Origin of the sequence: Bradyrhizobium sp. YCK136 (assembly GCF_044570075.1) — a bacterium.
Taxonomy (GTDB): domain Bacteria; phylum Pseudomonadota; class Alphaproteobacteria; order Rhizobiales; family Xanthobacteraceae; genus Bradyrhizobium; species Bradyrhizobium diazoefficiens.
On record NZ_CP172424.1, the window covers coordinates 2,197,976 to 2,224,631 of the forward strand.

A 26,656-nucleotide genomic window follows, 5' to 3' on the forward strand; every position below is an offset into this window, starting at 1 on the left:
GCGAGTCTGCTGCGGCGGCGAATCCCGATCTCGGCTAGCACCAATGTTGTCGGATTGCTCAGTGACTCAAGGCGCAGACTCCATCCCAGGGCCGGGCCATGCGGCGATTGGCTTGCCTTCGCCGGGGCAGGCGCAGCGACCAAAGCCCATTGGAGATCCAGTCGTGGTTCGCTTGCATGTCGAACGTTTCATTCGCAGCCGGATTGTTCGCCGATCCTTGGCGCTCGGGATCATCGCTCTGAGCGGATGGACCCTGTTGCCGTATGTGACCTACCGAATCGCTCCCTCCGCCTATGTCAATGCCGAGCTCATGCGGGTGACTGCACCGATGGCGGGTCAGCTCTCGTCAGATCTTCCACGCAAGGGTGAATATTTCCAGCGCACCCGGGTGGTGCCGCTGGTCGAGGCGCGTTCGCCGGATCGCCGGCACCTCATGGACCTTGATCAGCAGCTTGCCATGTCCACCAAACGCGCCGAGCTCGCACGTCGGCAACTGGAGGAAATCGCCGAGCTCGATCGCAAGCTCGGCGAGCGCAGCGAGGACTATCGTTTGGGGATGGTGGCACGCCTGAGCCACGAGATCGGCGAAACGGAAGCTGAAAAAGGCGGCTGTCTCGCCGAGGCGCGGCAGCGGAACGATGTCGCGGGCCGGATGGAGAGGCTCGTGAAGCTCGGCATCAGTTCGCAGATCCGCTCCGGTGAGGCCCAGGCCTCGCAGGAGGCAACCGCAACGCGGTGCCAGATGGCCGATGAACGCCTGCAGCGCCTCAAGACCGAGATGGGGGCGGTCGAGAAGGGCATCTATCTTCGTGGCGATGCCAATGACGTGCCCTATTCTCAGCAGCAGCGCGAGCGGCTTGTCCTCCGCCGCCAGGAGCTCGAGACGGACCTGTTGCAGAACAGCTCACGCGCCGCGCAGCTGGCCGCGGAAATCGCAGAGGAACGCACTCGACTTGATCGTCTCGATCACTACGATCTGTCCTTGCCCGCAGCCCATGTGGTCTGGTCGGTCGCGGCCAGCCCGGGCTCGATGGTCACGGAAGGGCAATCGGTCTTCGATTTTGCAGATTGCGAGCGCCGGTTCATCGTTGTTGAACTCCCCGAGCGTGATTTCGAGAAGATCAAGGCCGGAGATGCGGCTACCGTCCGCCTGATTGGGAGCCGCGAATGGAAGACCGGCCAGATCCGGCAAGTCCGCGGATCGGCAGCCTACGGCGATGATCGGCTGCTTGCGGCTCGGGTGCCGCGGCCTGATCCGGGCAACATCACCGTAGAGATATCGCTTCCGCCCAATGAGACGTCGGCCGACCGCAACGGCTCCTGCGATATCGGACGGTTGGCTGAGGTGCGCTTCGAGCGCAGCGCCGACGGCCTGCTACGATTGGTCAGCTCGAAGTTGAAATGGCTGACCGCTCGCCTGGAGCTCGACCAGTCGTCCCTGTAAGCGAGATGTTCCATGCAGGCCATGACTCTGCCTCTCTCTCAGCTGTTCGCGCCGATGCTGGGCATCTTTGCGGCGATGTACCTGTTGGCGCCGACCTTTCCAGTCGCGCGCCCTTGGGCGCGAGTCGCGGTCTTTGTCGTGGTTTGGCTCGTGGTCGCCCGCTATCTCGAATGGCGTATTTGCACCACCGTGCTGCCGGCAAGCGGGAGCTGGTATCAGGTCGGCTGGATCTGGCTCTGTCTGTTCGTCGAGCTTCTGACCTTCACAGATCAGTTCATTCTCTATCTGACTTTCCTTCGCAGGACCGATCGCCGCAGCGAAGCAGATCAGCACGAGCGTCGGCTTCGCAGCCTGCCGGATGACGAGCTGCCCTCGGTCGACGTCTTTATTCCGACCTATGACGAGCCATTCGAGGTGCTGGAAAAGACGATCACTGGCGCGCTGTGCCTGGGCTATCCAAATTTCCAGGTCTGGGTCTTGGATGATGGTCGCAGGCCTTGGCTCAGGGAACTCTGCAAGCAAAAGGGCGCGGGCTATCTCACGCGCGCCGACAACTTGAATGCCAAGGCCGGCAATATCAATCATGCCCTGACGAAGACGAGCGGCGAATTCTTCGCGATCTTTGATGCGGACTTCGTGCCGCAGCGCAATTTCCTGATGCGCACGATGGGCTTCTTCGCCGATCCAAAGATCGGAATCGTTCAGATCCCGCACACCTTCTACAATGAGGACCCGATGCAGGCGAATCTCGGCCTGCACAGGGGACTGCCGGACGAGCAACGGTTCTTCTTCGATTCCATCATGCCGGCGCGCGACGGCTGGGATGGTGCCTTTTGTTGTGGTTCCAACTCCGTCACGCGTCGCGCAGCACTCCGCGCGGTGGGCGATGCCTTGCCGACCCAGTCCATTACGGAAGACATGTTGCTGACGCTGGTCCTGCTGCGCAAGGGGTACGTCACTCGCTATCTACGCGAGCCGCTGGCGATTGGACTGGCGCCGGAAAGCCTTGACGCCTTTTTCGTGCAGCGGCAACGCTGGGCGCGTGGCGCGATCCAGACGCTGTATCTCGCCGACGGCCCGCTCGGCCCCGGACTGGGCTTGATGCATCGGCTCCTCTTCTTTCCGACGCATTGGCTCTCAATGGGCCTGCGGGCGCTCGCGGTCGTGTTGGTTCCGATCGTGTTCATGTGGACTGGGCTAGCGCCTGTCGTCGACGTCACTCCTGAGTCGGTCTTCTATTACTTGTTTCCCGCGATCCTGGCGCTTAACGGCGGCATCTCCTGGTTCGCGCCGCACGAGCACTTTCCGCTCGCCGCTCAGGTATCGGCGACTATCCAGAGCTTCAAGATCTTGCCAACGGTGCTCGGGACTCTCGTCAAGCCGACGGGGCATGCGTTCAGGGTGACGCCCAAGGGCGCTGCCGCGCGACGCGCAAGCTACGCCGCGGAGATATTCTGGCCATCGGCGGTTCTGATGGCGTTGACGGTCGTCGGCGTGGTTCTCAACACCATCCCGGAATGGCGGATCATCGATCATCCGGGCGCTTTACCGATGGTCGCCTTCTGGTCGGTCGTGAACATCGTCGTGCTCTTCTTCGTCTGCATGACCTCGCTGCAGGCGCGGATGGGACGTGCCGAGGAGCGTTTCGATGTCGATGAATCAGTCTTGATCCTGACTGGGACCGGCGAGGTGCTTTCTGGGCGCGTGAGCAACGTCTCCCTCTCTGGCGCCGGCGTTCTGCTCGGCGCCGGCATTGACTGTCCTCGCGCTGGAGAACCGCTGCGCGTGCACATCGCGCAGGTGGGGTGGATCGACGCGATGGTCGTGCAACAAAGAGGCCATCTCGTCGGGCTGCAGTTCCATTTGCCGCAGTCGCTTGAACGAGACCTGCTGATCCGGAAGCTCTTTACCGTCGCCCGCCTGAGGGGCAACGGCGTCATCGCGTGCTCGGTGAACAGGGCGATGCTCAAGAACATCTGGTCAATGGCCGCGCCGTTGCCCCACATTGTTGCAGGCGGCGCGAAGCCCGCGTCGTTTTCGCCGACCGAACGTCTGCCGGCAGAGAGCCTGGTCATTCGGCCCCAACCGCGGATCGACGACTTGGCACATCTTGCCGGAGTTCGAAGCCGTCATCCGGCGAGCTTTACTGAACCTCACTTTGGTCGAGTGGCCGGCACAGTGCTCGAGGCCGTCAAGCTGAGCTGATTGCTGTGTTATCCTTCTCGTCCGACCAGTCCATGGGCTATCGATCGACGGTCAGGCCGTTCATCGATGCCGTCAGTCTCCTTCCGGTGCTCTGCCAAAAACCTCAACCGGAACGAGCAACCATTCCTTAGCCCAAGGCGTTTACGGGGTTGAGGGTGGAGGGAGCGTCTCTTGATCGATCACCGTAGTGATGTTCGCCAGGGGCGTCTGACGCTCTGGGCCTCCGCATTTGTGGCGGTCGCTTGCTTGGCGATGGTCGCGCTCAGCGGCTGGCGGGAGTGGTCCTCGCGACAGACGCTGCTGAAGGGCTCCGAAACGGACATGGCCAATCTGGCCCGGTCGGTGACGCAACACGCGGACGATACGTTCGAACTCGCGGACACCGTTCTCAATGTGTTGGTTGGCCACTCGAACTCGAGGGAACCAGCCCGGCGGCAATCGCCAAGATTCAGACCTTTCTTTCCCGGCGCAAAGCCGCGAACCGGATCCGCGCCGTGTTCGTCTATGACGAGACCGGCCGCTGGCTCGCGACCAGCGAGCCTGTGGATTTCGCCAGTCTCAACAACAGCGACCGAGAGTATTTCCAGCATCATCGCGCCATGGCTGACCGGGGAACCTTCATCGGGCCTCCAGTGAGGAGCAGGTCGGGCGGGCAATGGATCATCATCACCGCGTCAAGGCGCTTTAATCATCCTGACGGCAGTTTTGCCGGAGTGGCTCTTACCACGATCGATGTCGACTACTTTCTGCAATTTTATCGCGGGTTCGACGTTGGCCAGAACGGCTCAATTTCACTGGCGACAGCGAAAGGCATTGTCCTCGCGCGTAGCCCGGACAACGGATACACGGGCCGCGATCTGTCGAATGCACCGCTCTTTAGGAATTTCCGCGAGCGGCCGGCTGCGGGCGTCTACTACTTCACGTCGCCTCTCGACGGCGTTCGGCGACTGAGCTTTTATCAACTGAGCAGTCGCTACCCCGTTCTCGTGGTTGCGACGGAATCGGAAGACGACGTCTTGGCGCCATGGCGCAGGGCCGCGCTGATGCGCATGGCTGCGGTGCTGGGACTGATAGGAGGGCTCGCTGTTGCGGGGCTTTTGCTGGTGCGCCAGTTGCACCTGCGGCAAAAGATGGCCGCCGCCCTGATCGCCAAGGAGGCGGATTTTCGCCTCCTTGCGGAGCAGTCGGGAGACATGGTCATGCGCATCGCGCTCGATGGACGCATCCTCTATACGTCGCCGTCCAGCGCGCGGGTTCTCGGCTGGGCTCCGAACGAATTGGTGGATACGTCGGCCCTTGCCGGCATAAATCCCGCGGACCTGGCCCGGGTTGAGCAAACGATCTCCGCGCTGATGAACGGCGAAGCCGAGGAGGCTAGAATCACTTATCGCACTCGGCATCGCGAGAAAGGCGAGGTCTGGATCGAAACCGCGCTGCGCGTCGCAAGGAGTGCGCAGAGTGGAGACATCAACGGCGTGGTGGCGATCTCGCGCGACATGACCGAACGTAAGGACCTGGAGGATAAGCTGTCGGCTCTCGCCAGTTCGGATGGCCTGACGGCCCTGGCAAACCGCAGACACTTCGACGAGCGGCTGGAGGCGGAATGGGACCGGGCGAGGCGCGAAGGAACGCCTCTGTCACTGTTGCTGATGGACGTCGATCATTTCAAGCGTTTCAACGATCAGTACGGGCATCAGGCGGGCGATGCATGTCTTCGCTCGGTCGCCGGGGTCCTGGCAGAGCAGGCCAGACGGCCTGCAGACGTAGCCGCTCGGTATGGTGGTGAGGAATTCGCCTTGCTGCTGCCAAACACCGACATGGGAGGGTGCGAGCAGGTCGGCGAGCGAATCCGGCAAGCGATTCAGGACCTCGGCATCCTCCACGCGCTCAACCCGCCATCCAAGCAGGTCACCCTCAGTATTGGTGGCGCCACACATATGTCGTTCGGCGACAAGGCGGATTGCACGTCGTTGATTGTGGCTGCGGATAAAGCGCTCTACGCCGCCAAGGAGAGCGGACGCAACCGCCTTGTGATGTCAGGGCAAGTCGTCGCGTGGCCGGGCTCGATACGGGCTTGAAGAGCAGCCCTAGCGCGGCGCGGCGTGCGCCTCACGAATTCACGTGCACGAAATCCCGCAGCAGCGGATAGATCTCGTTGTTCCAGCGCTTGCCGGAGAACACGCCGTAATGGCCGACGCCGGCCTGCATGTGGTGCACGCGGCGATAGGCGCGCACGCCGGTGCAGAGGTCTTGCGCGGCGAGCGTCTGGCCGATCGAGCAGATGTCGTCCTTTTCGCCCTCGACCGTCATCAGCCCCATGCGGCTGACGGCCTTGGTGTTCACCGGCCGTCCCCGATGCATCAGCTTGCCCTGTGGCAGCAGATGCTCCTGGAATACGTCGCGCACGGTCTCGATGTAGAATTCCGCGGGCAGATCCATCACCGCGAAATATTCGTCGTAGAAGGTCTTGATGGTTGCCGCCTTTTCCTTCTCGCCCTTGGCGATGTGGTTGGCGAGGTCCATGTGCTGCTTGATGTGCCGCTCGAGATTCATCGAGACGAAGGCCGTGAGCTGCACGAAGCCCGGATAGACCTTGCGCAGCGCGCCGCGGCACTGCACCGGCACGTAGTTGATCAGGTTCTGCTCGAACCAGTCGATCGGCCTGCTCTTGGCGAATTCGTTCACCCTGGTCGGCTGGATCCGCGTGTCGATCGGCCCTGCCATTAGCGTCAGCGTGGCCGGCCGCGAGGGATGGTTGCCCTCGCACATGACGGCGGCGGCCGCGAGCGCCGAGACCGACGGCTGGCAGATCGCCACCATATGCGGGCGCGGGCCGAGCTGGCCGAGGAAGTCGATGAGATGATCAGTGTAGTCGTCGAGCCATCAGCAGCAAGAACTACTCGTCCTGGTCGCTGCGTGGCTGGCTGCTGACGAAGTTTTCCGGGCTCGATTTCGAGGAGATCGTGACCGCGCCCGACGATGCCTCCGCGCGTGCCGAAATCCTGTTGCTGTCGTCGTCGATCCTGGTGCCATGTCTGCGCCACGACGGCGCGACTGTCTGGGATACGCTGGCGATCGCTGAATACCTCAACGAGGTGATGCCGGACGCCGGCCTGTTGCCGGATGACCGCGTCCAGCGCGCTCATTGCCGCTCGATCTGCGGCGAAATCCATTCCGGCTTCACCACGCTGCGCGCCTCGCTGCCGGTCAATCTGAAGGGACACTTCCCCGGCTTCAAGATCTGGTCGCGCGCGCAGGCCGACATCGACCGCGTCTGGTCCATCTGGCGCGACTGCCTGGAGAAATCGGGCGGCCCGTTCCTGTTCGGTGAGAGGCGCACCATGGCGGATGCGATGTACGCGCCCGTGGTGACGCGCTTCGTGACCTATGACGTCAAGCTCGACCCGCGTCTGAAGGCCTACGCCGATACCATCATGGCCATGCCCGAGATGCAGGAATGGATCGCGGCGGCCAAGGAAGAGCCGGCCGAGATCGAGGAGCTCGAGGTCGAATATTAGGCAGGCGTTGCGGTGGCCTGCCTGTTTCGGGGGCGGGGACCGGCTGGGGCGGCGGTCCACCGTTAACCTTTGGCGCCGGCTCCAGGCTCGAGCCCACCCGGCCGTCGCGCAGATATTGTGCGCGAAAACAGACCCGCGTCGACATCTAGCCGTGAACAGGCGTGGACGAGGCGATTCGGCTGATTCGGACGCGATTCGTTCGAACCGCGTTCCGAAGGTTAAGGCGGAGCGCGGCCCCGTTGCATTTTGGAACAGAAGCCGCTGTCAGGCGACGCCGGAGTGCTTCACACGCGGCAAGCGCCAGCCGATCACGGTCGCTTCGACCGCGATGCCGGCCTCGTGGTTCTGCCAGCGTCCCTCGACATAGCGGCAGGCGAACGGCAGTTGATACGTTCCGCTGTGATCCTCGCACAGCACTTCGACCGGCAAGCCAGGAGGCGGTTCACCGGCTCCGTCGAATTCCGCCAGACGTCTATCGCGCGTTGCCATTCCAAAAATCTCCCCTAATCAAAGCCGCGGAAAGAGCGCCCATTTCTTCCGCGCGCGGTTCACTGCTCCCTGTCCCAAGGGAACAAGCCAAGCTCAACGCGAGAATGCGGTACGAGTGTGGTAGCGTCCGGCGGCTGTGCGCAAACAGCGCACATTGCCGTGATCAATTTGACGAGGAACCTGCATGCCGTTTCGAAGCGCCGGCGTCTGTGTCGTGATGTTGCTGCTCGCCACGCTGGCGATCGCGCCGCTCCGCGCGCAGGACGTGCCCGGCATCGAGATCTGCACCGTCGAGAAGACCATGGAGCGGCGCACGAGCTGCCTCCAGAGCAACGTCGATTTCCTCCAGAAGACGATCACCAAGCTCAACCTCGATCACCAGCAGAAGCTGGATGCCGCCAATCGCCAGATCGACGCGTTGAAGACGAGCCTTGCCGGCTTGCAGAAGACGCTCGGCGATCTCCAGGCCGCGCAGACGAAGATCGCGGAGGACGTCAAGAAGAAGCAGGACGCGCCGCCGGCCAAGGACGCGGCGAAATAGGCGCCGCGCTCACGCGACGCGATATCGCTCCATCACGCCGCGGTCGGGCTCATAGCCGAGCCCAAGCCCAGTCGGCACCGCGACGTGGCCGGTGGCATCGACGTCGGCGCGGCCGCCCCAGAGGCAGGCTTCGCGCTTCAGGTAAAACATCTCGACGAACCCGTCGTCGCGCCCCGCCAGCAGATGCAAGGTCGCAAGCAGGCCGGGGCCGAAATACGGGGAGTGCGGGACGATCTTGACGCCGAGCCGATCGGCGAGCGCCGCGACCTTCAGGAACTCCGTGATGCCGCCGACCTTGATCACCGACGGCTGGGCGTGGCTCACCGCGCCCGCATTCATCATCTGGCGGAATTGATATTCCGTGCAGGCGTTCTCGCCGGCGGCGACGCCGAGCCCGCCCTTGCTGCGGACCTCGGCGAGCGCGGCAAAATCCTCCGGTGGCCAGACCGGCTCCTCCAGGAACATCGGCTGTGCGTCCCGGCGAACGCGATCGCCTGCTCGCCCGACAGCGGGCAGTTCATGTCCACCATCAGCGGTACGCCCGGCCCGATCGCCTCGCGCGCGGCATAGACCGCCGGCGCCGTGGTCTCGTGCAGCTTGATGGCGCCATAGCCGAGCGCGAGCGCCTTCTTGCATTCGGCCGCGATGTTGTCGGGCGAGCCGATCCGCAACAGGCTCGCATAGGCCGGAATGGCCGGGCGCCTGGTCTCGCCGAGCAGGCGGTGCACCGGCACGCCCTTGATCTTCGCGGCGAGGTCCCACAGCGCGATGTCGAGCCCGGAGATCGCGAACATGGTGATGCCGTAGCGGCCGAACAGATGCAGATTGCGCTGGATCTGCTCCATCACCGCGGGAATGCCGGCGGCATCGGGAACCTCAAGCCCAAGTGCCTGCGGTGCGATCATCTCCTCGACGGCGCTGCGCGTGGTGCGGGGGCAGACATAGGCGAAGGCATCGCCCCAGCCGGTCAACCCGGCATCGGTCGTGACCTCGACGATCACCATGTCGAGCGCGGTGATGGCGGAGGCGCCCTGGCGGAAGCTCGCGACACCGGCGTCATAGGGGATGCGGATCTGGTGCGCCCGCACATCGGTGATCTTCATGACGCGGTTCCTCCTGCTTTCTTGTGAGCGGTTTCAAGGACGTCCCGAGTGTAGCCATGAATGCCCGGACGTTGCCAGTAGCTGTGCCGGCGTTATTCTCTCGCGGGACCGCAACGCCGATCAAGCGAAGCCCGCGGCGTTCCGTGCATCATGGTCGCGCTTCGAACGAGGGCCCGAACCAGCATGAATCCAGCCCAGCGCGCGCTCTGGTATATCGAGAGCCATCTGGCCGAGCCGATGACGCTCGACGAGATCGCTGCGATATCGGGCGTGTCGCGGTTCCACATCGTGCGCGCGTTTGCCGCAGCCACCGGCCTGCCGGTGATGCGTTACGTGCGTGCACGGCGGCTGACCGAGGCGGCGCGCAGCCTTGCGAACGGCGCGCCGGACATCCTGTCGCTGGCGCTGGAGGCGGATTACGGCTCGCACGAAGCATTCACCCGCGCGTTCCGCGACCAGTTCGGCACCACACCCGAAGCGGTGCGGGTCGCGACGTGCACCGGCCATCTCAAGCTTCAGGAGCCGATCCTCATGGACTCCACCATCTCAGACACTCTCGCCCCGCCGCGTTTCGAGACCGCAACGGCCTTCCTTGTCGCCGGCATCAGTGAACGCATCTCCTGCGACAACGGCGCGATCATCCCGGGGATGTGGCAGCGCTTCCACCAGGAGGTCGCCGACATTCCGGCGCGTGTCGGCAACGTCGCCTATGGCGTTTGCTGCAACGGCGACGATGCCGGCAATTTCGACTACATCGCCGGTGTCGAGGTCAACGATTATTCCGACCTGCCGCGCCGCTTCGGCCGCATCCGCATCCCCGAGCAGCGCTATGCGGTGTTCGCCCACACCGACCACGTCGCCTCGATCAGGCGCACCGTCAACACGATCTGGAATCAGTGGCTGCCCGCCTCCGGCCTGAAGGCCGCGGACGCGCCGAGCTTCGAGCGCTACGACGAAAAATTCGATCCCGCGACCGGCAATGGCGGCTTCGAGATCTGGGTGCCGGTGCGCGGGTAGCACGATCCGCGAGGACCCTTAGTCGCGCCTTGCGGCGCAACGCTGGCATACCGTCCCGCTTGCTTGGCAAGCCCCGGTGACTTTGTCATAACCGCAGGCAAATCTTGCGTGTGGGGCCCGTGCCAGACATCCCGTGCAAGCCATAACAAGCAGCCGGGAGGGTCTCAATGTCTGACGTCCGCGTTCTCGCCACCGACCTCGAATTTCCCGAAGGGCCGGTCGTGATGCCGGACGGTTCGGTGGTGCTGGTGGAAATCCGCGGCCAGCGCCTGACCCGCGTCCATCCCGACGGCCGCAAGGAGATCGTGGCGAAGGTGCCGGGCGGACCGAATGGCGCCGCCCTCGGCCCCGACGGCAAGATCTACATCTGCAACAATGGCGGCTTCTCCTGGATTCCGACCGGCCAGATGATCATGCCGGGCCCGCAGCCGGACAACTATCTCGGCGGTTCGATCCAGCGCGTCGACCTGCAATCCGGCAAGGTCGAGACCGTCGTGACCAAATGCGGCGAGCACGAGCTGCGCGGGCCGAACGATCTGGTGTTCGACAGGCACGGCGGCCTCTGGTTCTCCGATCTCGGCAAGCGCCGCGCGCGCGAGATGGACGTCGGCGGCATATATTATCTCAAGCCCGGCATGAAAGAGGTCGTGGAGGTCGTGCACGGCGTGCTGCCGGCCAACGGCATCGGGCTCTCGCCGGACGAGAACACCGTCTACATCGCGGAGACGCCGACGGCGCGGCTCTGGGCCTATGAGCTCTCCGCGCCCGGCACGCTGAGGCCGCGCGAGGTGATCTATCGCGGCGAGCGGGGCAAGCCGATCTGCGGCCTCGGCGGCTACCAGATGTTCGACTCGCTTGCGGTGGAGGCGAACGGCAATGTCTGCGTCGCCACCCTCGTCTCCGGCTGCATCTCGGTGATCGCGCCTGACGGCACCCTGGTCGAGCAGGTGCCGACCGGCGACCGCGTCACCACCAACATCGCCTTCGGCGGCCCCGGGCTGAAGACCGCCTACATCACGCTGTCAGGCAAGGGCGAGCTGATCGCCATGGACTGGCCGCGCGGCGGTTTGCCGTTGAACTTCTTGAACAAGTGACAATCGCGTAAAACGCGATTGTCATCCCGGGGCTATGCGGAGCATAGAACCCGGGATCTCGAGATTCTCAGGTGCGCAATTGCGCACCATAGTCTGGTCCTTCGGACCATCCCGGAATGACATTCATGAGGAACGATTCAATGCCCTGGCCTGATCCCATCACCCTGCGTGGACAGCACGCCCGTCTCGAGCCGCTGTCGCGTCAGCATATCGAGGGGCTGACCGAGGCCGTGAAGGACGGCGAGCTCTCGAAACTCTGGTACACTGCGATTCCCCTGCCTGAGAACATGGGCAAGGAGATCGACCGCCGCCTGGCCTTGCAAGCCGCAGGCTCGATGCTGCCGTTCACCGTGTTCGACGCCGGCGGCAACATCGTCGGCATGACGACCTACATGAATATCGATGCCGCCAACCGCCGCGTCGAGATCGGCTCGACCTGGTATGGCAAGAGCGCGCAGCGCGGCCCGCTCAATACGCAGTGCAAGCTGCTGCTGCTCCGGCACGCCTTCGAGACGCTGAACTGCATCGCGGTCGAATTCCGTACGCACTACTTCAACCACCAGAGCCGCCGCGCCATCGAGCGCCTGGGCGCCAAGCAGGACGGCATTCTGCGCAGCCACCAGGTCGCGCCGAACGGCACGCTGCGCGACACCGTGGTCTACAGCATTACCGCCGCCGAATGGCCGACAGTGCAGGCGCATCTCGAATTTCAACTCAACGACAAGCCGCGCTGAGCGGCCGAGGCACCATGGACAGATTTGATTATGTGATCGTCGGCGCGGGCTCCGCCGGCTGCGTGCTTGCCAACCGGCTCAGCGAAGATCCGAACGTTAGCGTCTGCGTGCTGGAGGCGGGCCCGAGCGACTGGCACCCGTACATCCATCTGCCGGCGGGCTTCATCAAGACCTTCCACATGAAGAGCATCAACTGGGCCTACCAGCAGGAGCCGGGGCCCTACACCGGCGGGCGCAGCATCTACGCGCCGCGCGGCAAGACGCTCGGTGGCTCGTCCTCGATCAACGGCCACATCTACAATCGCGGCCAGCGCATGGATTTCGACACCTGGGCGCAGATGGGCAATCGCGGCTGGGGCTATGCCGACGTGCTGCCTTACTTCAAGCGGCTGGAGAAGCGGGTCGGCGAGGGTGAGGACACCTATCGCGGACGCGACGGCAACCTCATCGTCACCACCATGGACTGGCGCGATCCGCTCTGCGAGGCCTTCATGGAGGGCGCGGTCTCGCTCGGCATCCCGCGTAACCCCGACTACAACGGCGCGAAGCAGGAAGGCGTCTCCTACTGCCAGCGCACCATCGACAAGGGCCTGCGCGTCTCCGGCTCGACCGCGTTCCTGAAGCCCGCGATGAAGCGCCCCAATTTGCATGTGCACACCCACGCGCACGCGACCGAGATCATCTTCGAGGGTAAGCGCGCGGTGGGCGTGCGCTACACCAAGGGCGGCCGCGGCGGCACGCCGGTCGAGGTGCGCGCCAACAAGGAAGTGATCCTGTCCGGCGGCACCTATAATTCGCCGCAACTGCTCCAGCTCTCCGGCGTCGGCTCGCCGGACCTGCTGGCCGCCCATGGCATCGCGGTGCGCCATGCGTTGCCGGTCGGCGAAGGCCTCCAGGATCATTACGCGCCGCGCACGGTGGCGCGCGTAAAAGACATCAAGACCATCAACGAACTCCGCCGCGGCTTCTCGCTGTGGATCGAGGCGCTGAAATGGGCAACCGCGCGCCGCGGCCTGCTCTCGCTGTCGCCGACCATGGTCTATTGCTTCTGGCACTCCGGCGAGAGCGCCGAGTCTTCCGACCTGCAGCTCACCTTCACACCGGCAAGCTACAAGGAAGGCGTGCAGGGCCAGCTCGAGGACGAGCCCGGCATGACGGTGGCCTCCTGGCAGCAGCGCCCCGAGAGCCGCGGCTATGTCCGCATTCGCTCGGCCGATCCGTTCGCGCCGCCGATCATCCAGACCAATTACCTCGACGCCGAGCTCGACCGCCGCGTCATCGTCGGCGGCATGAAGCTCGCACGGCGCCTTTTGAAGAGTGCGCCGCTGTCGCCCTATTACGCCTACGAGGATTTCCCCGGCCCCAACATCAACACCGACGACGAATTCCTCGCCGCCGCCACCGAACGCGGCACCACCACCTTCCACCCCGGCTGCACCTGCCGCATGGGTCCGGCGGACAGCACGTGGGCAGTGGTCGACGACCAACTTCGCGTCCACGGGTTGGAGGGCCTCCGCGTGATCGATGCCTCCGTGATGCCGCGCATGATCTCGGCGAATTTGAACGCATCCACGATGATGATCGCCGACCGTGCCTCGGACCTGATCCGCGGCAAGGTGCCGATGGAAGCCGCGCGGATTCCGGATGCGGCGGTGGCGTGAGATCTTCGTAGGGTGGGTTAGCTAGCGGCTGCGCGAAGAGCAGTCCGCGCGGCGTAACCCACCACTTCTCTGGACGCGGAGACAAAAGAGGTGGGTTACGCTGTTGCTAACCCACCCTACTAGATTTGCTGTGTCGCTCACCCGTCAATCCCTCCCCGCAAAAATATTCCACTTTACCGAAATTCGGAATTGCGGCATACATCGAGCCAGCCCGGCCCGACGAAGAGGGGCGGTTCGCGAGTCGTTCGAAACGCGGGCCGGGTTGCGGTGGACGCGGCAGCGTCGTGTGCGAGAGGCTGAGGGCAGGGCGGATTGCTCTCCGTGAGCCCAAAACTTCGTGCGGACGAACGGCGCTGCGTGCGTACGGCAAAACCGTGTGGTCCTGGCCGTCGTTGCTACGGTCAAGCTCTTGCGGATGCGACAGTCGCGTCAACCGGCGCGGTGTCGGTGAATTCCGCGAGGACGAGGGAGGCCAGAACGAACTCGGCTCCCGGGAGAGCACGGCATAAGCCGTCCGACCACTGCGCAGGGAAGGCCGTGTGTTGGGCTTCACCTGTATGCCGCTGTGCAGTTTTTCTGCGTGTGCCTTCGCACGGCGGACCGTGGGTGCCAGCCGGCACCCGGCCTTCCCTGCGCCCTCTTTCCTGGAGGGTGTGATGGAGAGAGCAAAGCTCGGGCGAAATGCGCCGCGAGGCTGCGAAGGCGTGTCTGCGACCACACACTCGCTGTCATCGCCCGCGAAGCTCGCAATGACGAGGTTGAGGCAGCGCGCAAATGCCTCCCCAACGTCGTCCTGGCGAAAGCCAGGACCCATTACCCCAGGGAGTGGTTTGGTGGGCGGTACTGGCCCCGGAGTCTTATCGATAAATCACGCGGTATGGGTCCCGGCCCCCGTGCGCAATTGCGCACTAGTTTGAAGCGGGCGCGGATAGTTCTGTTGGCGGCGGATGGGCGCAGCACCCGGTCGATCGCCAAGGAAGTTGGGGTCCAGCCGCGGATTGTCAGCCTTTGGCGGCATCGCTATGCCGACCATGGCCTTGAAGGGCTGCAAGACAAGCCGCGGCCTGGCAAGCAGCCGATCTATACGAAGACGACCGACAAGCGGATTCTGAAGCTGCTGGATAAGCCGCCACCGCAAGGGTTTGCGCGCTGGACCGGCCCCCTGCTGGCCGAGGCGCTGGGCGATGTCGATGTCCAATATGTCTGGCGGTTCCTGCGCAGCCACAAGATTGACCTGGTGGCTCGCAAGTCCTGGTGCGAGAGCAACGACCCGAACTTTACGGCCAAAGCCGCCGATGTTGTCGGCCTCTATGTCGCGCCGCCGGCGAAGGCCATTGTGCTGTGCGTGGACGAGAAGCCCTCGATCCAGGCTTTGGAGCGAGCGCAGGGTTATCTGAAGTTGCCCAATGGCCGCGCCTTGACCGGCCAAAGCCACGATTACAAGCGGCATGGCACCACAACATTGTTTGCGGCGCTCGAAGTCGCCACCGGAAAGATCATCGCGACCCATTCAAAACGCCGGCGCCGCGTCGAGTTTCTCGATTTCATGAACAGCGTCACCGCGGCTTTTCCGAACCGCAAGCTTCACGTCATCCTCGACAACCTCAACACCCATAAAAAGAACGAGGACTGGCTCAAGGCCCACCCCAACGTGCAATTTCATTTCACGCCGACAAGTGCGTCATGGCTCAATCAGGTCGAAGTATGGTTTTCCATCTTGCAGGGGCAGTCGCTCAGCGGCACCTCCTTCACGAGCCTCAAGCAGCTTCAGGAACACATCGATGCCTACGTCAACGCATACAACGACAGAGCCGAGCCCTTCGTCTGGACCAAGAAAAAGGTCCGTCAACGCCGTTTCAAAGGCCGCCGTATCACTCAGCTCTGATTCCGGGTACTAGGCCGGGACGACACCGGGCGTGTGGTTGGCGGCGCGCCGACCTACACTTCCCTTCGGCTCAAGAACGCCAGCCGCTCGAACAGATGCACGTCCTGCTCGTTCTTCAGCAGCGCACCGTGCAGCGGCGGGATCAGCTTGCGCGGATCGCGCTCGCGCAGTTGCTCCACGCTCATGTCCTCGTTGAGCAGCAGCTTGAGCCAGTCCAAAAGCTCCGAGGTGGACGGCTTCTTCTTCAGGCCGGGCACCTCGCGCACTTCGAAGAAGATGCGCAGCGCCTCTTCCACCAGGCGCTTCTTGATGCCGGGGAAGTGGACGTCGACGATGCGGCCCATGGTGTCGGCGTCGGGGAACTTGATGTAGTGGAAGAAGCAGCGGCGCAGGAACGCGTCCGGCAGCTCCTTCTCGTTGTTGGAGGTGATCATCATGATCGGGCGCTGCTTCGCCTTGATCGTCTCGCTGGTCTCGTAGACATGGAATTCCATGCGGTCGAGCTCGAGCAGCAAATCGTTCGGGAACTCGATGTCGGCCTTGTCGATTTCGTCGATCAGCAGCACCGGGCGCTGTTCGGCGGTGAACGCCTCCCACAGCTTGCCGCGCTTGATGTAGTTCCTGATGTCGGAGACGCGGGCATCGCCGAGCTGGCTGTCGCGCAGGCGCGACACCGCGTCGTATTCGTAGAGGCCCTGCTGTGCCTTGGTGGTGGACTTGATATGCCAAGTCAGAAGCGGCGCGTTCAGCGCCTTGGCCACTTCCTCCGCCAGCACCGTCTTGCCGGTGCCGGGCTCGCCCTTGATGAGGAGCGGGCGCTCCAGCACGATCGAGGCATTGACGGCGACCTTGAGATCGTCGGTCGCAACATAGTCCTTGGTGCCGGTAAATTTCATCGCGCGTCCTTGTTGGTCGTCGTCCCAGATCTTGCCCTGCAGGCATCGCCCTGGTCCAACAAACGGAACGGCCGCTCATGGCGGCCGTTCCTGGTTCGGTCAGGCTTTCAGACCCGTTTTATCAGCGAAAGGATGACGAGCACAATCACCGCGCCGATGGTGGCATCCACGATGGCGCCGACCGTGCCGGTGGCGAGCTGGATGTGCAGCTGAGGCAGCACCCAGCCCGCCACCAGCGCGCCGATGATGCCGACGACCATGTTGCCGATCAGCCCAAATCCCGCCCCGTGGACAATCTTGCCGGCGAGCCAGCCGGCGATCGCGCCGATGATGAGTGCTGCGAGAATTCCCATTGCAAACGTCCCCAAAACAACCCCGTGAGGTGGCCAATTCTAGAGCAAAAAGCCTCCCGGTCCAGCAGCGTTCGCGATCTCGCTTCACCTCTCCCAATGGGAGAGATGAAGCGCCCCTTGACGTCCGCCCCCCGACGGGCAATCTGTCACCCATGTTCCTGCAATTCTTCACTTCTCTGCGCGATGCGCAGGTCCCCGTGACGCTGCGCGAATACCTCACGCTGATGGAGGCGCTCGACGCTGACCTCGCGGACTACACCGTCGAGAATTTCTACTATCTGTCGCGCGCCTCGCTGGTGAAGGACGAGCGCAATCTCGACAAGTTCGACCGCGTCTTCGGCACCGTGTTCAAGGGGCTGGAGAGCCTGCTCGAGGCCATGGACAAGGCCGAGATCCCCGAGGAGTGGCTGAAGAAGCTCGCGGAGAAGTATCTCACCGAGGAAGAGAAGAAGCAGATCGAGGCCATGGGCTGGGACAAGCTCATGGAGACCCTGAAGAAACGCCTCGAGGAGCAAAAGGGGCGGCATCAGGGCGGCTCGAAGTGGATCGGCACCGCCGGCACCTCGCCGTTCGGGGCCCACGGCTATAATCCCGAGGGCGTCCGCATCGGTCAGGAGAAGAACCGCAACAACCGCGCCGTGAAGGTGTGGGACAAGCGCGAGTTCAAGGATCTCGACGGCAATGTCGAGCTCGGCATCCGCAACATCAAGGTGGCGCTGCGGCGCCTGCGCAAGTTCGCGCGCACCGGCGCGCCTGATGAGCTCGATCTCGACACCACCATCCGCGAGACCGCCAATCACGGTTATCTCGACGTGCACATGCGGCCCGAGCGGCGCAACGCGGTGAAGCTCCTGGTGTTCTTCGACATCGGCGGCTCGATGGATTCGCATATCGAGCAGGTCGAGGAGCTGTTCTCGGCGGCGAAGAGCGAGTTCAAGCACATGGAGTATTTCTACTTCCACAACTGCCTCTATGAAGGCGTGTGGAAGCAGAATAAGCGCCGTTTCACCGACCGCACGCCGACCTGGGACGTGCTGCACAAATACCCGCACGACTACAAGGTCGTGTTCGTCGGCGACGCCTCGATGTCGCCTTACGAGATCATGGTGCCGGGCGGCTCGGTCGAGCATGTCAACGAGGAGCCGGGTTCGGTCTGGCTCGACCGCATCATCCGCACCTATCCGCATACGGTGTGGCTCAATCCGGTCGCGCAGAAGCACTGGGACTATTCGGAATCGACCACCATCATCAAGCGCATCTTCACCAATCGCATGTTCCCGATCACGATCGAGGGGCTGGAGGGTGCGATGAAGGAATTGACGCACTAGCGCCCTCCACCGTCATTCCGGACGGCCGCAAAGCGGCCGATCCGGAATCTCGAGATGGAGTGTGACGATCGAGGTTCCGGGTTCGATGCTTCGCATCGCCCCGGAACGACGGAAGAGAAGAAGGGAAGACCCATGCCCCAGACCATCACCCGCGGCATCAAGGCGCTGATCGACGAGGCCAATGCCGAGATCGAGACGCTCACCGCCAAGGACGCCATCGAGATCTCCAAGAACGGCGACGTCGTCATCGTCGACATCCGCGATCCCCGCGAGATCGAGCGCGACGGCCGCATCCCCGGCGCGTTCGCTTGCACCCGCGGCATGCTGGAATTCTGGATCGATCCGCAGAGCCCCTATGCCAAGCCGATCTTCCAGGAAGACAAGAAGTTCGTCTTCCACTGCGCCGGCGGCCTGCGCTCCGCGCTCGCTGCCAAGACCGCGCAGGACATGGGCCTCAAGCCCGTCGCCCACATCGCCGGCGGCTACGCCGCCTGGCGCGACGCCGGCGGCCCGACGGAGCAGTGGGAGCCGAAGAAGAAGGGTTAGATCTCTCCCTTCGTCATTCCGGGGCGCGCGTAGCGCGAACCCGGAATCCATTCATCCACCATCTCTGCCGCGCGATAGATTCCGGGCTCGCGCTACGCGCGCCCCGGAATGACAAGGAAAGACCGATGACCCCCGACCCCCTCGTGTCCACCGAATGGCTCGCCGCCCATATCAACGACGCCAACCTTAAAGTGCTCGACGCCAGCTTCAAGCTGCCGGGCGTGCTGCCGCTGCCGAAGGACGACTATCTCGCCGCGCATCTGCCCGGCGCGGTGTTCTTCGACGTCGACGCGGTGTCGGATCATTCCAACCCGCTGCCGCATATGTATCCGAGCGCCGAGCAGTTCGGCCGCGACGTCGGCAATCTCGGCATCGGTAATGCCGACACGGTCGTGATCTACGATGCCGGCGGCTGGGTCGCCGCGCCGCGCGCGTGGTGGATGTTCCTGGCTTTCGGCCACGGCAATGTACGCATCCTCAATGGCGGCCTGAAGAAGTGGCGCGCCGAGGGGCGTCCCGTCGAGAGCGGCGAGGTGAAGCCAAAGCCTGCGACGTTCAAGGCGAGCTATGATTCAAAACGCGTGCGCAGCATGCAGCAGCTCATCGCCAACGTCGAAAGCAACAAAGAGCAGGTGATCGACGCACGCGCCGCCGACCGTTTCGAGGGCCGCGCGCCCGAGCCGCGCGCGGGCATCCGCTCCGGCCACATCCCCGGCGCCCGCAACGTGCCCTACAATCTCCTGTTCGATGCCGCGACCGGAACGATGAAGCCGCTCGACGATCTGCGTGCCGCTTTCACCGGTGCCGGCGTCAAGCTCGATGCGCCGATCGTGACGAGCTGCGGCTCGGGTGTGTCGGCCGGCGTGCTGACGCTCGCGCTCTATCGCCTCGGTATCACCGATACCGCGCTCTATGACGGCTCATGGTCGGAATGGGGCCAGGCCGGCGGCCCGCCGGTCGCGACCGGGCCGGCGTAAGCTTACTGGCGCGCGCGCGTGGTCGTCGTAGCGAAGGTCTGCTGCGGCTGTCCAAACGGGTCAAGCGACTGCTGCAGCTGTTGAGGCGGCGGGCGCCGCACCACGCGGTGCCGCTTCTTCGCCTTCGCCCGCGGCTTCGTCGCCTTGCTGTCCGGTGCGCTGCTGTCCGCCTTGGCCTTGGCCGGCGGATCCTTCCAGGCCGTGGTCGCGGGATCGTTCAGTGCAGCCATCCTGGCTGAGGCGGCATCGAGCGCCGAGGATTCCAGGGCGAGGCTAGGGTCAGCCGGGGCCGGCGCGCCGGCGGTCGGGACAGGGGGGGCCTCGGGGATCGATGCCGTGGTGTCGGCAGGGGTGAGCGTGTCGGTGGGAGCTGGTGCCGTGGCTTCCGTCGTCGTCTCGGCCTTGGCCGGTTCGGCGGCCGAGGTGTCAGCCGAAGGTGTAGCGACCTGGGGCTGAGCGTCAGCCTCACTCGTCACCGCCGCGACCTGATCGGGCTCGCTCACCGGCAGGGCGATGGTCGGCACCTGGTCGCGCAGCGACGGCGCGGTGGGCTCGGCCGGCTCCGGCTCCGCCCGCAAGGCCGCGAGCACCGGCTGGGCCGGCTCGGACGCCTGGGCAAACATCCGCTCCTGCGGGCCGTTCCGCCAGGAGGGGTTGCTGACATACTGCTCGTGGCTCGCCCGCAGCAGCGCGGCGGTGCCCAAGCCGAACACCAGGATGGAGGTTGACAGCAGGATCGCGGCAAGCAGGAAGCGAAAGCCGGGAAGCATCGAGGGATTGCGAATTTCCGCCCCGGCGGCGAGCTGGCCAGGGCCAATGAGCCATCTGAACGCGGTGACGGTACTGGTTGCCGCGTTCGCCACGCGGAATCGGAGCTCAAAGCGGCGGCGAATCAGGCTGATTCGAACATATCGCAACCCCTCCGCGCCGTTCCCTTAAAATCGGGGTCGATGACTCCGGCAATCCACGGCGGAATGCGATTTCCGCCCCCGTGATGCAACGGAGCAACGGTAGTCTTGCGGATCACAAATCGGCAAATCCGGCGCAAATCGGCCTGTAATGTCTTGAATGTGCCGCTATCTTCGGTCATCTGGCCGTTAGCGGTCCGATAGGGCCTGGGGACTATACAAGAGCGATGATGATCAAACATTTTCTGACGATATGCGCTGCCGCAACAGTCGCTGCGGCGGGAACCTCGCTCGCACAGGCCCAGAGCTATCCGGTCCAGCAGGCGCCGAGCTACGGCGCTCCGGCTGAATACCGCCCCGGCGACCGCACGCCGAGTTTCGACGCGCTGGAAGATGACGACGACGCGCTGCCGCAGGCATCGCTGCCGCCGCCCGGCCCGGGCGGTCCGATCTCGCCCAACGATCCCCGCTACGGCCGCCCCGCTGGTCCTCCGGTCTATTCGGCTGCGCCGCCGCAGGGGCCGGTGATGTCGCCGGATGATCCCCGTTATGGCCGTCCCGCCGGCGCTCCCGTCTACTCGGCTGCGCCGCCGCAGGGGCCGGTGATGTCGCCCGACGATCCCCGCTACGGCCGCCCCGCCGGCCCGCCCGCTGTGATCTATGCCGACCGTCCCGCTCAGCAGGCCCCCGGCAGCGACGGCCTGCGTCCGCCGGAAGCCGTCGGTGGTCCCGCCGCGACCGGAGCGGTCCAGGCAGGGCAGCCGCCGGTTGGCGCCGATGGCCGGCCGATGGCGATCGCCTCGCTCCCGCCCGAGGAGCAGCCCGACGCCGCGCCGGCACAGTTGCCGCCGAACCTGCGCCGCCAGGAGGTCTCGCTCGCGACCAAGGAGCCGGCCGGAACGATCATCGTCGATACCCCGAACACCTATCTGTACTACGTCCTCGGCAATGGCCGCGCGGTTCGTTACGGCGTCCGCGTCGGCCGCGACGGCTTCACCTGGACCGGGGTGCAGAAGATCACCCGCAAGGCCGAGTGGCCGGATTGGCATCCGCCGACCGAGATGATCGAGCGCCAGCCCTATCTGCCGCGCTTCATGGCCGGCGGCCCCGGCAATCCGCTCGGCGCCCGCGCGATGTATCTCGGCTCGACCGTCTACCGCATCCACGGCACCAACCAGCCCTCGACGATCGGCAAGTTCGTCTCCTCCGGCTGCATCGGCATGCTGAACGAGGACGTCTCGGACCTGTTCGACCGGGTCAAGGTCGGCACGCGCGTGGTGGTGATGCCGGGTGGTCCGGCGCCGGGAACGGCGACTGCGTCCGCCGCACCCACCCCCGGTGCGCCGGCCCCGATGGCGGCCCAGGCCGGCCCCGTCCCGGGTACGCAGCCGACCGTGGTGCCGCCGCTGCCCGCACCGGTCACCGTGCGCTAAGGCGCTTCGAGACAATTCAGATCAAAAAAGGGCGTGCCGTCGGCGCGCCCTTTTCGTTTCAGGCCAGCTTGCGCGGCAGCTCGCCGCCTTTGGTCCAGGCGTCGATCGCCTCGACCATCTGGCCGTAATGGATGCGCAAGCCGTCCTCGGTGGCGTAGCCGAGATGCGGCGTCAGCACGAGATTGTCGAGCTTGCGGAAGGGATGGTCGACCGGCAGCGGCTCGACCGAGAACACATCCAAGCCGGCGCCCGCGATCTTCCGCTGCTGCAAGGCCTCCAGCAGGGCCTGCTCGTCCACGATCGGCCCGCGCGCGGTGTTGACGAGGAAGGCCGTCGGCTTCATCCGCGCGAGGTCCGCAGCGCCGACCAGTCCCCGCGAACGCTCGCTCAGCACCACATGGATGGTGACGATGTCGGCCTTGGCGAACAGCTCCTCCTTGGTGGCGTAGCCGACGCCGGCCGCCTTGCACTTCTCCGGCGTGAGGTTCGGGCTCCAGGCGATCACGTTCATGCCGAATGCTTTCGCAATGCCCGCCATCTTGCTGCCGAGCTTGCCGAGCCCGACGATGCCGAGCGTCAGCCCCTCGATCTCGACGCCGGCAAAGGTCTGCCAGGGCTCGCCGGCATGCATGCGCGCATTCTCCCGGCCGATGCCGCGGGTCAGCTCCAGGATCAGGCCCATGGTCAGCGGTGCCGTGGGATCGCGGGAATATTGCGTGCCGCCGATCGCAACGCCCTTCGCCTTCGCGGCCTCCATGTCGATCGAGGCGTTGCGCATGCCTGACGTCAGCAGCAGCTTCAGCTTCGGCAAGCCATCGAACAGGCTCTTGGGGAACGCCGTGCGCTCGCGCATCGCGCAGACGATCTCGAAATCGGCGAGCGCGCTGGCCGCGGCCTGCTCCGAGGTGAAGGGATGGCTGAACACGGTGACGTCGATGCGGTCGGACAGTTTCGGCCAGTCGGCGACGTCGAGGGCGATGTTGAAATAGTCGTCGAGAATTGCACAGCGCAGCCGCGTCATCAGCGTTCATCCATGGCGAGAGGTGATGGCGCCAGGCGGGGGCCATCGTCGGAACCGGGCCATGGTTGCGCGCAATCACACCTGCGCGCAAGCAGCTCGCGTCTTCAAAAATCCGATAGCGGGGAAAGGGCTCAGAGGTCGCGGGGCTTCAACCGGACCGGCGCATCCATGCCGTGCTTGGCGCGCCAGGCGGGGCCGGGGCCGCGCATGTAGTGCAGCTCGGGCCGGTAGGGGTTGAAGGCGGTGGCGAAGAAGCCCTTCCAGAAGCCCTTGATCTCCGCGACGAGCGCGGAGGTGCTGCCGGCTTCTGCCGGAACGGGAAAGGAATTGGTCTCGGTCAGAGCCATGGTGCGGCCTCGCTGTTCTCCCCGCCGCTTCTGCCGCGGGTGGCGTCTTTTTCGGCGCCGTGACGAGCTTTGGCCTGCTTTATTAAAAAATGGTTTCAATTGTCCGGATTGGCGTCAGCATGGTGTCCGTCCCGTATTCATCCGTGGTGAACGGAGGGAAAACGTTGCCCTTTGGGGGCGGGATCGCTACATCGGCGGCAAGCAAATTTCCTCAAATCGAAGGTTTCACGGGACCGATGGCGCGCCAGTTCATCTATTTCATGCAGGGCCTGACCAAGAGCTACCCGACCCGGAAGGTGCTCGATAACATCCATCTGAGCTTCTACCCGGACGCCAAGATCGGCGTGCTCGGCGTCAACGGCTCGGGCAAGTCGACGCTGCTCAAGATCATGGCCGGCCTCGACAAGGAGTATAATGGCGAGGCCTGGGTCGCCCAGGGCGCCCGCGTCGGCTATCTCGAGCAGGAACCGCAGCTCGATGCCAAGCTTTCCGTGCGCGAGAACGTCATGCTGGGCGTCGCCAAGCAGAAGGCCATCCTCGATCGCTACAATGAGCTGGCGATGAACTACTCCGAGGAGACCGCCGACGAGATGACCAAGCTGCAGGACGAGATCGAGGCCCAGGGCCTCTGGGATCTCGACAGCAAGGTCGACCAGGCCATGGACGCGCTGCGCTGCCCGCCCGACGATGCCGACGTCACAAAACTCTCCGGCGGTGAGCGCCGCCGCGTCGCGCTGTGCCGGCTGCTGCTCGACCAGCCCGAGCTTCTGCTGCTGGACGAGCCGACCAACCATCTCGACGCCGAGTCGGTGTCGTGGCTGGAAGGCCATCTGCGCAACTATCCCGGCGCGATCCTGATCGTCACCCACGATCGCTACTTCCTCGACAATGTCACCAGCTGGATCCTCGAGCTCGATCGCGGCAAGGGCATTCCCTACGAGGGCAACTACTCGTCCTGGCTGGTGCAGAAGCAGAAGCGGCTGGAGCAGGAAGGCCGCGAGGACGCCGCGCACCAGAAGACGATTGCGCGCGAGCAGGAATGGGTCGCGTCCTCGCCGAAGGCACGCCAGGCCAAGTCCAAGGCGCGCTACCAGCGCTACGAGGAACTGCTGAAGCAGGCGAGCGAGAAGCAGACCCAGACCGCGCAGATCATCATCCCCGTCGCCGAGCGGCTCGGCGCCAACGTGGTCGATTTCGAAGGCCTCAGCAAAGGTTACGGCGATCGCCTGCTGATCGACGATCTCACCTTCAAGCTGCCGCCTGGTGGCATCGTCGGCGTGATCGGCGCCAACGGCGCCGGCAAGACCACGCTGTTCAAGATGATCACCAAGCAGGAAACGCCAGACAAGGGCACTATCACGGTCGGCGAGACCGTGCATCTCGGCTATGTCGACCAGTCGCGCGACGCGCTCGACGGCAACAAGAACGTGTGGGAGGAGATCTCCGGCGGCAACGAGCTGATCCTGCTCGGCAAGAAGGAAGTCAATTCGCGCGGCTATTGCTCGTCGTTCAACTTCAAGGGCGCCGACCAGCAGAAGAAGGTCGGCGCGCTCTCCGGCGGTGAGCGCAACCGCGTGCATCTCGCCAAGATGCTCAAGTCCGGTGCCAACGTCCTGCTGCTCGACGAACCGACCAACGACCTCGACGTCGACACGCTGCGCGCGCTCGAAGAGGCGCTGGAGGATTTCGCCGGCTGCGCCGTCATCATCAGCCATGATCGCTGGTTCCTCGACCGCATCGCGACCCATATCCTGGCCTTCGAGGGCGACAGCCATGTCGAATGGTTCGAAGGCAACTTCCAGGACTACGAGAAGGACAAGATGCGCCGGCTCGGCCAGGACAGCATCATTCCTCACCGCGTGAAGTACAAGAAGCTGACGCGGTGATGGCGGCATGATGCGGCGGGCGCTCATCGCTGCGGTGATCGTTGTCACCTGCGGCTGGTCGTCCGCCCGCGCCGCCGACGCCGCCTTCACGCAGTTCATCGCCTCGCTCTGGCCGGAGGCGCAGGCGGCCGGCGTGTCGCGCGCGACGTTCGAGCAAGAGACGCGCGGGCTCGAGCCGGACTACAAGCTGCCGGATCTGATCCTGCCGGGCCGGCCGGCGACCGGTGCGCCGTCGCAGGCCGAGTTCGTGCAGGTGCCGGCCGACTACGTCAGGGACGCCTCGATCGCGCGCCTTGCGGGCGAGGGGCAGCGGCTCCTGCAGAAATATCGTCCCGCGCTGACCGAGATCGAGAAGACCTCCGGCGTGCCGGCGACCGTCATGCTCGCGATCTGGGGCCGCGAGACCGACTACGGCCGCTACACGCTGCCGTATGATTTGGTGCGCGTGCTGGCGACGCAGGCCTATGTCGGCCGCCGCAAGGACACCTATCGCAACGAGTTCATCCTCTCGCTGAAGATCCTCGGCGAGGGCGTGGTGACGCGCAAGGACATGCGCTCGTCCTGGGCCGGCGCCACCGGGCTCACGCAATTCCTGCCGTCCGAATATTACAAGCACGGCGTCGACTTCGACCGCGACGGCCGCATCGACATCTGGCACTCGGTGCCGGATGCGCTCGCCTCCGCCGCCCAGCAACTCGTCAACAAGGGTTGGCAGAGCGGCGTGCGCTGGACCTACGAGGTGCAGGCGCCGGCGAAGGTCGATTGCACCACCGGGGTGCCAGAGGTGACGAAGCCGATCAGCCAATGGCTGCGCGAAGGCTTCGTGCCGGTGCGTGGACAAAAGCTCAGCGCCGCGGAGCAGGCGCAGCCGGCCTCGTTGCTGCAGCCGGAAGGGATCTACGGCCCGTCGTTCCTGACCACGAAGAACTACTTCGTCATCAAGGAATACAATTTCTCCGACCTCTACGTGCTGTTCGTCGGTCATCTCAGCGACCGCATGACGAGCCCGTTGCCCTTCGCAACGCCGTGGTCGGCCTCGAAGCAATTGCGCACCAGGGATGTCGAGACCATGCAGCGCGGGCTCACGCGCGCCGGGCTCTACAAGGACAAGATCGACGGCAAGGCCGGCATGCAGACGCGCGCAGCGCTCGGTGCTTATCAAAAGTCGGCGGGCCTGAAGGTCGATTGCTGGCCGAGCGAAGAGGTGCTGCGCTCGATCGAGGCGGCGCGATAGCGCGCGGGACCAAAAGAAAAAGCCCGGCCGATGGTC

The 26,656-nt window shown here is 64.5% G+C and carries 21 protein-coding genes and 3 pseudogenes; 16 read left to right on the forward strand and 8 right to left on the reverse strand.

Annotated elements, in window-relative coordinates; translation table 11 throughout:
* Positions 1-163: 163 nt before the first annotated feature.
* The 3 genes and pseudogenes from ACFLEY_RS10290 to ACFLEY_RS10300 all read left to right on the forward strand — a co-directional run bounded on the left by ACFLEY_RS10290 (position 164) and on the right by ACFLEY_RS10300 (position 5,727).
* Positions 164-1,444: an HlyD family efflux transporter periplasmic adaptor subunit gene (locus ACFLEY_RS10290; RefSeq protein WP_236842121.1), complete on the forward strand. Its 1,281-nt coding sequence runs from the start codon at positions 164-166 to the stop codon at positions 1,442-1,444.
* A gap of 12 nt (positions 1,445-1,456) precedes the next feature.
* Positions 1,457-3,649: a glycosyltransferase gene (locus tag ACFLEY_RS10295; RefSeq protein WP_060908661.1), complete on the forward strand. Its 2,193-nt coding sequence runs from the start codon at positions 1,457-1,459 to the stop codon at positions 3,647-3,649.
* A gap of 252 nt (positions 3,650-3,901) precedes the next feature.
* Positions 3,902-5,727: pseudogene (locus tag ACFLEY_RS10300) on the forward strand (diguanylate cyclase domain-containing protein).
* Positions 5,728-5,758: 31 nt separating this feature from the next.
* Here ACFLEY_RS10300 and phaZ read toward each other — a convergent pair.
* Positions 5,759-6,529 (reverse strand): annotated as a pseudogene (gene phaZ / locus ACFLEY_RS10305) (polyhydroxyalkanoate depolymerase); the annotation flags it as partial.
* Between the two features lie 2 nt (positions 6,530-6,531).
* On the opposite strand from phaZ, the gene ACFLEY_RS10310 reads away from it, so the two are divergent.
* Positions 6,532-7,167, forward strand: coding sequence for a glutathione S-transferase family protein (locus tag ACFLEY_RS10310; RefSeq protein WP_060908660.1), 636 nt, complete (start codon positions 6,532-6,534; stop codon positions 7,165-7,167).
* 264 nt (positions 7,168-7,431) lie between these two features.
* On the opposite strand, the gene ACFLEY_RS10315 is transcribed toward ACFLEY_RS10310, so the two are convergent.
* Complete coding sequence (locus ACFLEY_RS10315) at positions 7,432-7,656, reverse strand: hypothetical protein (RefSeq protein ID WP_011089440.1); 225 nt, start codon at positions 7,654-7,656, stop codon at positions 7,432-7,434.
* 184 nt (positions 7,657-7,840) lie between these two features.
* Here ACFLEY_RS10315 and ACFLEY_RS10320 point away from each other — a divergent pair, with 184 nt between their 5' ends.
* Complete coding sequence (locus ACFLEY_RS10320) at positions 7,841-8,197, forward strand: hypothetical protein (RefSeq protein WP_038967667.1); 357 nt, start codon at positions 7,841-7,843, stop codon at positions 8,195-8,197.
* A gap of 9 nt (positions 8,198-8,206) precedes the next feature.
* Here the strand turns inward: ACFLEY_RS10320 and ACFLEY_RS10325 are convergent.
* A pseudogene (locus tag ACFLEY_RS10325) lies at positions 8,207-9,300 on the reverse strand (mandelate racemase/muconate lactonizing enzyme family protein).
* A 183-nt stretch (positions 9,301-9,483) separates the two neighbouring features.
* Between ACFLEY_RS10325 and ACFLEY_RS10330 the strand changes: the two are divergent.
* The 5 genes from ACFLEY_RS10330 (at position 9,484) to ACFLEY_RS10350 (ending at position 15,691) form a co-directional block, all read left to right on the forward strand.
* On the forward strand, positions 9,484-10,317 hold the full coding sequence (locus ACFLEY_RS10330) for an AraC family transcriptional regulator (protein WP_060908658.1): 834 nt from the start codon (positions 9,484-9,486) through the stop codon (positions 10,315-10,317).
* A 167-nt stretch (positions 10,318-10,484) separates the two neighbouring features.
* Complete coding sequence (locus ACFLEY_RS10335; RefSeq protein ID WP_211433795.1) at positions 10,485-11,411, forward strand: SMP-30/gluconolactonase/LRE family protein; 927 nt, start codon at positions 10,485-10,487, stop codon at positions 11,409-11,411.
* Between the two features lie 140 nt (positions 11,412-11,551).
* Entirely contained in the window at positions 11,552-12,145 is a 594-nt protein-coding gene (locus ACFLEY_RS10340) for a GNAT family N-acetyltransferase (RefSeq protein WP_038967669.1), read from the forward strand.
* A gap of 14 nt (positions 12,146-12,159) precedes the next feature.
* On the forward strand, positions 12,160-13,806 hold the full coding sequence (locus tag ACFLEY_RS10345; RefSeq protein WP_211433794.1) for a GMC family oxidoreductase: 1,647 nt from the start codon (positions 12,160-12,162) through the stop codon (positions 13,804-13,806).
* A gap of 877 nt (positions 13,807-14,683) precedes the next feature.
* Positions 14,684-15,691 (forward strand): IS630 family transposase, encoded by a 1,008-nt coding sequence (locus ACFLEY_RS10350; RefSeq protein WP_082755408.1) that lies wholly within the window; start codon positions 14,684-14,686, stop codon positions 15,689-15,691.
* A 53-nt stretch (positions 15,692-15,744) separates the two neighbouring features.
* On the opposite strand, the gene ACFLEY_RS10355 is transcribed toward ACFLEY_RS10350, so the two are convergent.
* Together ACFLEY_RS10355 and ACFLEY_RS10360 are read right to left on the reverse strand one after the other, a co-directional pair.
* A complete protein-coding gene (locus tag ACFLEY_RS10355) occupies positions 15,745-16,587 on the reverse strand; it encodes a MoxR family ATPase (RefSeq protein WP_060908657.1) in 843 nt (280 codons plus the stop codon).
* A 107-nt stretch (positions 16,588-16,694) separates the two neighbouring features.
* Positions 16,695-16,940, reverse strand: a complete 246-nt coding sequence (locus ACFLEY_RS10360; RefSeq protein ID WP_011089433.1) for a GlsB/YeaQ/YmgE family stress response membrane protein — start codon at positions 16,938-16,940, stop codon at positions 16,695-16,697.
* 152 nt (positions 16,941-17,092) lie between these two features.
* Between ACFLEY_RS10360 and ACFLEY_RS10365 the strand changes: the two genes are divergently transcribed.
* The 3 genes from ACFLEY_RS10365 to sseA all read left to right on the forward strand — a co-directional run bounded on the left by ACFLEY_RS10365 (position 17,093) and on the right by sseA (position 19,791).
* Positions 17,093-18,268, forward strand: coding sequence for a VWA domain-containing protein (locus ACFLEY_RS10365; RefSeq protein ID WP_011089432.1), 1,176 nt, complete (start codon positions 17,093-17,095; stop codon positions 18,266-18,268).
* Between the two features lie 132 nt (positions 18,269-18,400).
* On the forward strand, positions 18,401-18,814 hold the full coding sequence (locus ACFLEY_RS10370; protein WP_018641027.1) for a rhodanese-like domain-containing protein: 414 nt from the start codon (positions 18,401-18,403) through the stop codon (positions 18,812-18,814).
* A gap of 125 nt (positions 18,815-18,939) precedes the next feature.
* On the forward strand, positions 18,940-19,791 hold the full coding sequence (gene sseA / locus ACFLEY_RS10375) for a 3-mercaptopyruvate sulfurtransferase (protein WP_028174595.1): 852 nt from the start codon (positions 18,940-18,942) through the stop codon (positions 19,789-19,791).
* Between the two features lie 2 nt (positions 19,792-19,793).
* Here sseA and ACFLEY_RS10380 read toward each other — a convergent pair whose 3' ends face one another.
* Complete coding sequence (locus tag ACFLEY_RS10380; protein WP_211434168.1) at positions 19,794-20,561, reverse strand: hypothetical protein; 768 nt, start codon at positions 20,559-20,561, stop codon at positions 19,794-19,796.
* A 368-nt stretch (positions 20,562-20,929) separates the two neighbouring features.
* On the opposite strand from ACFLEY_RS10380, the gene ACFLEY_RS10385 reads away from it, so the two are divergent.
* Positions 20,930-22,132 carry a L,D-transpeptidase gene (locus tag ACFLEY_RS10385; RefSeq protein WP_039185840.1) on the forward strand — a complete coding sequence of 401 codons (1,203 nt, stop codon included), beginning with the start codon at positions 20,930-20,932 and terminating at the stop codon, positions 22,130-22,132.
* Positions 22,133-22,190: 58 nt separating this feature from the next.
* Here ACFLEY_RS10385 and ACFLEY_RS10390 read toward each other — a convergent pair whose 3' ends face one another.
* Entirely contained in the window at positions 22,191-23,153 is a 963-nt protein-coding gene (locus ACFLEY_RS10390) for a D-2-hydroxyacid dehydrogenase family protein (protein WP_060908654.1), read from the reverse strand.
* 131 nt (positions 23,154-23,284) lie between these two features.
* Positions 23,285-23,500: a hypothetical protein gene (locus ACFLEY_RS10395; RefSeq protein WP_060908653.1), complete on the reverse strand. Its 216-nt coding sequence runs from the start codon at positions 23,498-23,500 to the stop codon at positions 23,285-23,287.
* A gap of 236 nt (positions 23,501-23,736) precedes the next feature.
* Here ACFLEY_RS10395 and ettA point away from each other — a divergent pair, with 236 nt between their 5' ends.
* Both ettA and ACFLEY_RS10405 read left to right on the forward strand, forming a co-directional pair.
* Entirely contained in the window at positions 23,737-25,386 is a 1,650-nt protein-coding gene (gene ettA, locus ACFLEY_RS10400) for an energy-dependent translational throttle protein EttA (RefSeq protein WP_011089425.1), read from the forward strand.
* Between the two features lie 7 nt (positions 25,387-25,393).
* Positions 25,394-26,620 carry a lytic murein transglycosylase gene (locus ACFLEY_RS10405; protein ID WP_060908652.1) on the forward strand — a complete coding sequence of 409 codons (1,227 nt, stop codon included), beginning with the start codon at positions 25,394-25,396 and terminating at the stop codon, positions 26,618-26,620.
* The last annotated feature ends 36 nt before the right edge of the window (positions 26,621-26,656 follow it).